Genomic DNA, 9,345 nt, shown 5'->3' on the forward strand with positions numbered 1-9,345 from the left:
TAACAGCAGGTATGACACCAGTAACATTGGGGACAGATACAGCGGGATCTATTCGCATTCCATCTTCTGCTTGTGGTTTAGTGGGCTTAAAACCAACGCATGGTTTAGTTGCTAAATATGGCTGTTTCCCATTGGCTTGGACATTAGATCACATTGGCCCAATGGCTCGTACAGTTGATGATGCAGCCATTGTATTACAAGCAATCGCAGGCTTTGATCAACGTGATCCAACATCTAAACAAACACAAAAATTAGATTATTTAGCCAATATCAATGATTCATTGAAAGGCAAAGTGATTGGTATTGAAGAAGAATATTTCTTTAAAGATGTAGATGCTCCGATTGAAAAACTTGTGCGCGAACAAATTGCACAATTAGAATCACAAGGTGCAACTATTAAAAAAGTAAAAATCCCTGCATTACAAAATTCTGAATATGCAGAACTCATCACAAGTTTATCTGAAGCTGGCACAATCCATTATGAGCAACTCAAAAAAGATCCTAGCCATTATGGTGAGGACATTCGCATGCTCTTTGAATTAGGCACACTGCCATCTGCGGTTGAATATCTCCAAGCACAACAAATGCGTAGAGAACTCAAAGCACAATTTAAAGCTGTATTGGATGAAGTGGATGTAATCATTGCGCCAACGTTACCAGTATTGCCTAATGATATTGGCAGTGATATTGCAATGATCAATGGCAAAGAAGTAGATTTATTGAACCATGTGATTCGTTTCACAGGCCCAAGCAACTTAACAGGCTTACCTGCCCTTTCTATCCCTGTTGGTATGGCTGAAGGTTTACCAGTTGGCATGCAGATCATTGGTAAAGCATTTGATGAAGCAACCGTATTCAATATTGCAAAGCATGTTGAAAAATCAGTTGGCTTTGACTTCATTGCACCCATTGCCAAATAATTACCTAGAAACCTTCTCACCTACAGCGAGAAAACATAACATTGAAGTTATTTGAACACATAAAAAAATCCCACAGTATCTCCGTTCTGTGGGATTTTTATCTTTATACAATTAATTTCAAAAATTTACTCTTCAGCAGTGATACTTGCCAAACGAGTTTTTAATTTCTGACCTACGCGGAATGTTACAACACGGCGTGCCGAAACAGGAATATCTTCACCTGTTTTTGGGTTACGACCAGGTCTTTCACTTTTATCACGCAATTCAAAACTACCAAAACCAGATAGCTTTACCGACTCACCTTTTGTCAAAGCTTCACGAATTTCATTAAAGAAATCTTCAACGAATTGTTTTGCTTCTTCACGCTGAATATGGTTGAAGTCATGATATAAATGCTCAACGATTTCCGCTTTAGTTAATGTTGCCATTGTACCCCCTACAATTCATTTCTATTGACGTAAAAATACCTGAATCTGTTTAAGATTCTCTAGGATATTATTCAGTATAGTATCAATTTCTTCATCTTTGATATTTTCCGCATCATTTTGGAAAATAAGGCCAAAGCTGAAGCTTTTCTCATATCTATCTTCTTTAGCAAAATTATAAATATCAAATAATTGAACTGATTGAAGAAGAGATGATTTGATTTGTGTCATTGCATTAATTACCGTATCCACCGTCATATCTTGCGGTACAACTAACGTTAAATCACGACGAGAAGATGGGAATTTAGACAATGGTTTAAACACTGTTGGCACAGTCATTTGCATCACAGCTAGATTTAACTCAAATAAGTAAATTTCTGTAGATACATCTAACGCTTTCGCCACTTTTGGATGAATCTTACCTAGGTAACCTGCTGGCTCACCTTTGATTAAAATCTCTGCACTTTGTCCTGGGTGCAACAAATCAAAAGCTTTTGCAACAAAATTAATATCTTTAGCATCTGCTGATAATGCAAGCATCGCTTCAACATCATTCTTCACATCAAAGAAATCAACTTTACGTGCTTTTTCACCCCATTGTTCGGGCAACACATCACCAGTGACAGCACCACCTAAATAAGCTTTCTGCTCAACATTATCGATATTGCCTTTAAATGTCAAACCTGACTCAAATACACGCACGCGTTTTTGCTGGCGCTTCAAGTTATAATCAATTGTTGAAATTAAACCTGCCGCCAATGTTGTTCTCATCACAGATAAATCAGCTGAGATTGGATTTTTCAAAACAATTGGTGCTTGTGAAGGATCAATAATTGCTTGCCATTTTGGCGCAATAAAGCTCATTGTGATCACTTCATTATAACCACGATCCACCAATACATTTTTAAACTGATTCACAGGTGTTTTAAATTCTGTGAAAGGTGTCATTGTAGAAATGCTATTGTTGAACAATGCACCGATGTTGTCATAACCATCAATACGTGCGATTTCTTCAATCAAATCTTCTTCAATTTCAATATCAAAACGATGTGATGGCGGAACCAATACAACATGATCATCTGCAACGGTTACTTCACCAATGCGGCTTAAGATTTCTGTGATGCGTTCAACTGAATATGAACGACCAACGATTTGGTTAATACGCTCAAAACGAACTTTGATTGCTTCTTTCTTTGGCAATAAAGCTGTATTTTCAGCAATAGTAACTTCACCTGCTTGACCCTTTGCCAATGTTACTAATAAATGCGTTGCATATTCCAAAGCAGTCATAGGCAAGTTGAAATCAACACCACGCTCAAAACGATGAGATGCATCTGTATGCAAACCATATTCACGTGCACGCCCTGCGATTGCCAAAGGATTAAACCATGCTGATTCTAAAAATACTGATGTTGTTTGATCAACACAAACACTATTAGCAGCACCCATAATGCCCGCCAACGCAACAGTTTTTTCATCATCAGTGATCAACAATGTATTGGCTTTCAATGTCAAAGTATCATCATTCAACAATACAACTTGCTCGCCTGCTTCTGATTGGCGAACTTTGATTGCACCTTTGATTTTAGATGCATCAAATGCATGCAATGGCTGCCCCAATTCCAACATGACATAGTTAGTGATATCCACCAAAATACCATGTGGGCGAGTACCTGCTCTTCTCAAACGCTCTTTCATCCATAAAGGTGTTTCAGCATTCATATCTAAGCCTGTAATCATACGACCTAAATAACGAGGGCAAGCTTCTGTATCGGCCACATTAACATCAATTTTATCAGCAATCGTTACTGCAATTTCGTGCTCTGGCAATGCTTTGATTGCTGTACCTGTGCTCAATGCCACATCACGTGCTACACCATAAACGCTTAAGCAATCGCCACGATTTGGTGTTAAATCGATTTCATAGATCATATCGTTAAGATTGTAATATTCTCTGAAATCTTTGCCAATTGGTGCATCTTCAGCCAAAATCATTAAACCCGCGTGATCATCACTCAAGCCTAATTCACGCGCAGAACACAACATCCCATAAGATTCAACACCACGGAGTTTAGATTTCTTAATTTTGAAATCGCCTGGTAATACTGCACCAATAACAGCTGTAGGCACTTTAATACCAACTGCAACATTAGGAGCACCACATACGATTTGTAATGGCTCTGCTTCACCAACATTTACTGTTGTCACGCGCAATTTATCTGCATCTGGGTGCGGCTCAACCGTTAGCACCTCACCCACAACAATGTTTGTAAATTCAGGTGCTGCCAACTCTTCTGAGTCAACTTCTAAGCCAAGCATTGTCAAATGATTGGATGTGTTTTGTGGAATTTCATCAATCCACTCTTTTAACCACGAAATAGATATTTTCATACAATAATTCTTTGTTTAAAATTAGGATTCGGAGATTATTTAAATTGATTTAAAAATCTTAAATCATTTTCATAGAATAATCGAAGGTCATTCACGCGATAACGTAACATCGCTAAACGCTCTACACCCATACCAAATGCAAATCCTTGATATTCGTTCGGATCAATATTCACCGCACGTAAAACATTAGGATGAACCATACCGCAACCCAATACTTCTAACCAACCTGTTTGTTTACAAACGCGACAACCATCACCGTGACACATTACACATTCGATATCAACTTCTGCTGAAGGCTCTGTAAACGGGAAGAAAGATGGGCGAAAACGTAATTTCAAATCCTCTTCAAAGAATTTTTGCATAAACTCAGTCAATAAACCTTTAAGGTCACTGAAGTTTGCATTTTTATTCACAACCAAACCTTCCACTTGATGGAACATTGGGCTGTGTGTTTGATCTGAATCAGAACGATAAACACGGCCATAACCAATCATTTGAATAGGTGGTTTCTGTGCTTGCATCACATGAATCTGAGTATTCGATGTGTGTGTTCTTAACAACATATCTGTATTAAAATAAAATGTATCAAACATCGCACGCGCAGGATGATGCTCAGGAATATTCAAAGCTTCAAAGTTATAAAAAGCTGATTCAATTTCAGGACCTTCCACCGCTTCAAACCCTAATGATCCAAACAATGATTTGATTCGATTCAATGTGATCGTGATAGGATGATTAGCACCTTGCTCTTGCCCACGACCAGGCTGAGTGACATCCACTCGTTCTGATTCTAATTTTTCTAATAAAAGCGCGTCTTCTAACGCTGTCTTCTTACTATCAAGCGCACTAATAATTTCTTGACGAACGGCATTGATTTCAGCCCCTCTGACTTTTTTTTCTTCTGGGCTTAATTTTCCTAGCTCAGGCATTAGCGCAGTGATCACACCTTTCTTACCAAAGTGCCCCACACGAACGGCTTCGATATCTGATAAATCTTTGGCTTCAGCAATTGAACTTAATGCTGTCTTAAGAATGTTTTCTAGTGACATAGTTATATCCATAAAAAAAGGAAAAGTAGCTAATGCTTACTTTTCCTTTGATAATATCAATCTTGAAGGTTCAGTCAATTAGTATCAAATACTAATCTTCTGATAGTTAAGCTAAAGCTGCTTTTGCTTGTTCTGCTAAAGCTGCAAATGCTTCTTTTTCAAATACAGCGATATCAGCCAAAACTTTACGATCAATTTCGATGTTTGCTTTCTTCAAGCCATTGATGAAACGGCTGTAAGATAAACCACACTCACGTGCAGCAGCATTGATACGAACGATCCATAAAGAACGGAAATCACGTTTTTTCTGGCGACGATCGCGGTATGCGTATTGACCAGCTTTGATAACCGCTTGGTTAGCAACGCGATAAACACGTGAACGTGCACCGTAGTAACCTTTTGCTTTCTTTAAAACTTTTTTGTGACGCGCGTGAGCGATAACACCACGTTTAACTCTTGCCATGATCTAACTCCCTCAATTATGCGTAAGGCAACATACGACGAACCATTTGTGTATCTACTTTAGCAATTAAAGTAGCATGACGTAAATGGCGTTTACGCTTTGTTGATTTCTTAGTTAAGATGTGACTACGATGTGATGCGTGACGCTTAAAGCCACCGCCACCTGTTTTGCGAAAACGCTTTTTAGCGCCGCTGTTTGACTTCATTTTAGGCATAGTTTTTAACTCGCATTTCTCTATCAAAATAAAAATAATAAGGAATGTACATAGTGATCGGGTTATTTTTTAACTGGCGCTAAAACCATAACCATTTGACGACCTTCAAATTTAGGACGCTGCTCAACCACACCATATTCTTTTAAATCTTCCTCAACTCTGTTCAGAAGTTTCATTCCCAACTCTTGGTGAGCCATTTCACGTCCGCGAAAACGTAACGTTACTTTAGTTTTATCACCATCACTCAGGAAACGTATCAGGTTGCGTAGTTTTACCTGATAATCCCCTTCATCAGTCCCGGGACGGAACTTGATTTCTTTCACTTGAATTTGTTTCTGTTTCTTACGTGCTTCGTGCTGTTTTTTCTGCTGTTCAAATTTGAACTTACCATAATTCATAATTTTACAAACAGGCGGAACAGCTGTTGGAGAAACCTCCACTAAATCAAGATCGCTATCATAAGCTAATTGAATTGCTTCTGCAAGAGGTACAACACCTCTTGCCTCACCCTCTGCATCGATCAAACGTACTTCACGTGATGTGATTTCATCATTTAATCTATGTTCATTCTGTGTGCTAATAACTTTATCTCCATTAAGTATTAATCTTTATTCATTAGTTCGATTGCTGCTTCTAATGACATTGTTCCCAAATCTTCGCCTTCACGAGTTCTCACAGAAACTAAACCTTCTTCAGCTTCGCGTTTACCAACAACTAAAATGTATGGAATTCGCGCAATCGTAGCTTCACGGATTTTATATCCTATTTTTTCATTTCTCAAGTCAATTTTGGTTCTGATATTTGCTTTTTTAAGTTTAGCTTCAATATCTTTCACATAATCATCTTGTTGACTAGTAATCCCTGCAACAAACACTTGAACAGGCGCTAACCAGAATGGGAAAGACCCTGCATGGTGCTCAATCAAGATCCCGATAAAACGTTCAAATGATCCCAAAATAGCTCTATGCAACATAACAGGACGTTTACGTGTATTATCTTCATCCACAAATTCTGCTTCTAATCTTTCTGGCAAAACAAAATCTAACTGAATTGTACCCACTTGCCAAGAACGACCTAAGGCATCTTTAATGTGATATTCGACTTTCGGGCCGTAGAAAGCACCTTCTCCAGGTAACTCTTCCCACTCAACACCCGCAGCACGGAGGGCAACACGCAACCCTTCTTCTGCTTTATCCCAAACTTCGTCGGACCCTGCGCGTTCCTCAGGACGTAAGCTTAATTTAATTGAGATATTTTCAAAACCAAAGCGATCATAAACGCTCATTGCGAATTTATGGAAATCAGAAACCTCACTGACAACCTGATCAATACGACAGAAAATATGACCATCATCTTGAACGAATCCGCGTACACGCATTATACCATGTAATGCACCAGAAGGCTCGTTACGATGACAAGAACCGAATTCAGCCATTCTTAATGGTAAATCACGATATGAATGCAATCCATGATTAAATACTTGAATATGACAAGGGCAGTTCATAGGTTTAACTGCATAATCGCGATTTTCCGATGATGTTGTGAACATATTTTCACGATAGTTTTCCCAATGCCCAGATTGTTCCCACAAAGTGCGGTCCACCACCATTGGCGTCTTGACTTCCTGATAGCCTTCTGACTTTTGACGTCCACGCATATATTGCTCAATGGTTTGCCACAACTGCCAACCATTAGGATGCCAAAACACCATACCAGGCGCTTCTTCTTGTAAATGAAATAAGTCTTGTGCCTTACCAATACGACGATGATCACGCTTACTCACTTCTTCTAAAAAAGTTAAATGCGCTTTTAATTCTTTATCTGTCGCAAATGCAACCGCATAAATACGCGTCAACATTTTATTTTTAGAATCACCGCGCCAATAAGCACCTGCAATATTCATCAATTTAAAAGCAATATTGGCTTTTTTAATCGTTGGTAAATGAGGACCGATACATAAATCAGTAAAAACATCCTGACCTTCATTACCTTGACGATACAAAGAAATTTCTGTTTGATCTTCAGGCGCACGCGCAATAATGTCTGCTTTATAAATTTCACCACGGCTTTCAAAGTAAGCAATCGCTTCTGCACGTGGGTGCATTTCACGCGTTACATCCAAACCCTCTTTAATGATCTTTTGCATTTCTGCTTCAATAGCAGGTAAATCTTCAGGCGTAATAGGTTCTTTAAAATCAATATCATAGTAAAAGCCTGTATCAATTGTCGGACCAATGGCTAATAATGCGTCTGGATACAGGTTTTTAACAGCACGTGCTAAAACTTGTGCCGCTAAAGTATGGCGCACAACATCCAAACCTTCCTCGTCCTTTAACGTCAAAATTCTTACCGTAGAGTTGGTGGTCAATACCGTAGAAAGATCTTTTTGTGTGCCATCTACAACCATAGCAACAGCAGCCTTTGCAAGACCAGGACCAATACTATCTACAATATCAAAACCTGAAACAGGATTTTGATACTCTCTTTGACTACCATCAGGTAAGGTAATTACAACCATTTAATACTCCACGGTCTGACTAATTAATTAAGCCCTCAATTATATACCAATTAACAGAAGAACGATATATTTGCTGCATGAAAAGTTTACAGCTGTGATATTATAACCACCCCTTAAATTTTTTAAATCAAAGAACCTCACATGAAGAAAATTCTTTTATATCCAGTTTTAGCAATTATGACATTGATGCTTGTAGCTTGTTCAGGCTCTACCGACAGCCCAGAAGGTATTACTAAACATTTTATCGAAAGCACATATAAAGGCGATGGTGATGCTTTGATTAAATCTTTAGATCTAGGTAAAGATGGTGAAGATCCTGCAGTACAACAAATGATCGCTGGTAAAATGAACATGGCCGCGCAAGAAGCTAAAAAAGAAGCTGAGAAAAATGGCGGCTTAGCATCCATCAATATCAAAGATGTTAAATACACAAATGATGAAAAAACTCGTGCAACAGTAAACTTCACAGTAAAATTTAAAAAGAATGATACGGAAGATGCAGGTGATATGAAAACAATTAAGACAGATAAAGGTTGGAAGATCTCTCTTTAAATCTATGAATAGATTTCAATTAAGTGTTGCGACCATCATCACAACACTTTTTTTATGCACATTTTCTAATGCTAAAAACTCATTGGCTATTGGTGATTTAGTTTTACGTTCTGGCCCCAATATGGATAGTGTAGCAATCCAAAAACTTGGTAATGTTCAATATTCTCATATTGGCATTATTACCCAAATTGAACCTGAGATTATTGTCGTACATTCCACAACAGATGATGATCCTAATAGTCCCAATCAAGTGATTGCAACATCTTTCGATATTTTTACATCACCCAAGTTTTCACGTAATATTTTAATCATTCGCCCTAACTTTTTAACATTGGATGAAAAACTCAACCTCGCAAACAATGTTTATTCTAAACTTGGGGCTCCTTATATATTAAAAAGTCGTGAAGAAAAAAATTTATACTGCACAACATTGATTGAACAGCCTCTTTTACAACTTCGCCCAAACATTCAACTCGAATGGCACACTATTGATTTTGGACCATTCAAAGGCTCTTACTTATTCCCTGATACCTTTATGAATATCGAAGGCATGGAAATTTTAAACTTTTAATTTCTCATATAAAAAATCTATCAATAAACGTAATCTCTTCGGTAAATATGCTTTCTTATAATAAACAGCATAAATATTTTGTTTCTGTATCTCTGTTTGGTCATTCAATATCTTAACCAACTTCCCTGCTTCTAAATCCTTAGCAATTAAGAATTCTGACAAACAACCAATACCCGCACCTTGCAACAGTAAACTTCTTATGACTTCGCCATTGGTGCTACTCATTTGTGGTGTCATCATAT

Annotated in this window: 11 protein-coding genes; 3 read left to right on the forward strand and 8 right to left on the reverse strand. The window is 37.9% G+C overall.

Annotated features, from left to right (window positions below):
* Positions 1-920: amidase (locus BZK14_RS07500; RefSeq protein ID WP_245831230.1), on the forward strand; the 920-nt coding region annotated here is incomplete at its 5' end.
* A gap of 125 nt (positions 921-1,045) precedes the next feature.
* On the opposite strand, the gene BZK14_RS07505 is transcribed toward BZK14_RS07500, so the two are convergent.
* The 7 genes from BZK14_RS07505 to thrS form a co-directional block, all read right to left on the reverse strand.
* Positions 1,046-1,348 (reverse strand): integration host factor subunit alpha, encoded by a 303-nt coding sequence (locus BZK14_RS07505; RefSeq protein WP_077925907.1) that lies wholly within the window; start codon positions 1,346-1,348, stop codon positions 1,046-1,048.
* Between the two features lie 21 nt (positions 1,349-1,369).
* A complete protein-coding gene (pheT, locus tag BZK14_RS07510) occupies positions 1,370-3,736 on the reverse strand; it encodes a phenylalanine--tRNA ligase subunit beta (protein WP_077925908.1) in 2,367 nt (788 codons plus the stop codon).
* 35 nt (positions 3,737-3,771) lie between these two features.
* Positions 3,772-4,785 (reverse strand): phenylalanine--tRNA ligase subunit alpha, encoded by a 1,014-nt coding sequence (pheS, locus tag BZK14_RS07515; RefSeq protein WP_077925909.1) that lies wholly within the window; start codon positions 4,783-4,785, stop codon positions 3,772-3,774.
* 106 nt (positions 4,786-4,891) lie between these two features.
* Positions 4,892-5,248, reverse strand: coding sequence for a 50S ribosomal protein L20 (rplT, locus tag BZK14_RS07520; RefSeq protein WP_077925910.1), 357 nt, complete (start codon positions 5,246-5,248; stop codon positions 4,892-4,894).
* 16 nt (positions 5,249-5,264) lie between these two features.
* Positions 5,265-5,462: a 50S ribosomal protein L35 gene (rpmI, locus tag BZK14_RS07525; RefSeq protein ID WP_077925911.1), complete on the reverse strand. Its 198-nt coding sequence runs from the start codon at positions 5,460-5,462 to the stop codon at positions 5,265-5,267.
* A gap of 62 nt (positions 5,463-5,524) precedes the next feature.
* The gene (gene infC / locus BZK14_RS07530) at positions 5,525-6,043 is read right to left on the reverse strand and encodes a translation initiation factor IF-3 (protein ID WP_077925912.1); all 519 of its coding nucleotides are present in this window, start codon (positions 6,041-6,043) and stop codon (positions 5,525-5,527) included.
* Positions 6,044-6,063: 20 nt separating this feature from the next.
* Positions 6,064-7,980 carry a threonine--tRNA ligase gene (gene thrS / locus BZK14_RS07535; protein WP_077925913.1) on the reverse strand — a complete coding sequence of 639 codons (1,917 nt, stop codon included), beginning with the start codon at positions 7,978-7,980 and terminating at the stop codon, positions 6,064-6,066.
* A 141-nt stretch (positions 7,981-8,121) separates the two neighbouring features.
* Here thrS and BZK14_RS07540 point away from each other — a divergent pair, with 141 nt between their 5' ends.
* The gene (locus tag BZK14_RS07540) at positions 8,122-8,532 is read left to right on the forward strand and encodes a DUF4878 domain-containing protein (protein WP_077925914.1); all 411 of its coding nucleotides are present in this window, start codon (positions 8,122-8,124) and stop codon (positions 8,530-8,532) included.
* Between the two features lie 4 nt (positions 8,533-8,536).
* A complete protein-coding gene (locus BZK14_RS07545; RefSeq protein ID WP_077925915.1) occupies positions 8,537-9,103 on the forward strand; it encodes a C40 family peptidase in 567 nt (188 codons plus the stop codon).
* Here the strand turns inward: BZK14_RS07545 and BZK14_RS07550 are convergent.
* Positions 9,092-9,345, reverse strand: a 254-nt coding sequence (locus tag BZK14_RS07550; protein ID WP_077925916.1) for a LysR substrate-binding domain-containing protein, incomplete at its 5' end; no start/stop codon positions are given. The two genes, BZK14_RS07545 and BZK14_RS07550, sit on opposite strands and share 12 nt — an antisense overlap.

It is taken from the genome of Wohlfahrtiimonas larvae (assembly GCF_002006755.1).
In the GTDB taxonomy this organism is placed as follows: Bacteria; Pseudomonadota; Gammaproteobacteria; order Cardiobacteriales; family Wohlfahrtiimonadaceae; genus Wohlfahrtiimonas; species Wohlfahrtiimonas larvae.

Coding starts and splice junctions, on each gene's coding strand:
- thrS (WP_077925913.1), bottom strand. CDS start 7,980: ATGGTTGTAATTACCTTACCTGATGGTAGTCAAAGAGAGTATCAAAAT.
- pheT (WP_077925908.1), bottom strand. CDS start 3,736: ATGAAAATATCTATTTCGTGGTTAAAAGAGTGGATTGATGAAATTCCA.
- rplT (WP_077925910.1), bottom strand. CDS start 5,248: ATGGCAAGAGTTAAACGTGGTGTTATCGCTCACGCGCGTCACAAAAAA.
- pheS (WP_077925909.1), bottom strand. CDS start 4,785: ATGTCACTAGAAAACATTCTTAAGACAGCATTAAGTTCAATTGCTGAA.
- BZK14_RS07505 (WP_077925907.1), bottom strand. CDS start 1,348: ATGGCAACATTAACTAAAGCGGAAATCGTTGAGCATTTATATCATGAC.
- BZK14_RS07540 (WP_077925914.1), top strand. CDS start 8,122: ATGAAGAAAATTCTTTTATATCCAGTTTTAGCAATTATGACATTGATG.
- BZK14_RS07545 (WP_077925915.1), top strand. CDS start 8,537: ATGAATAGATTTCAATTAAGTGTTGCGACCATCATCACAACACTTTTT.
- rpmI (WP_077925911.1), bottom strand. CDS start 5,462: ATGCCTAAAATGAAGTCAAACAGCGGCGCTAAAAAGCGTTTTCGCAAA.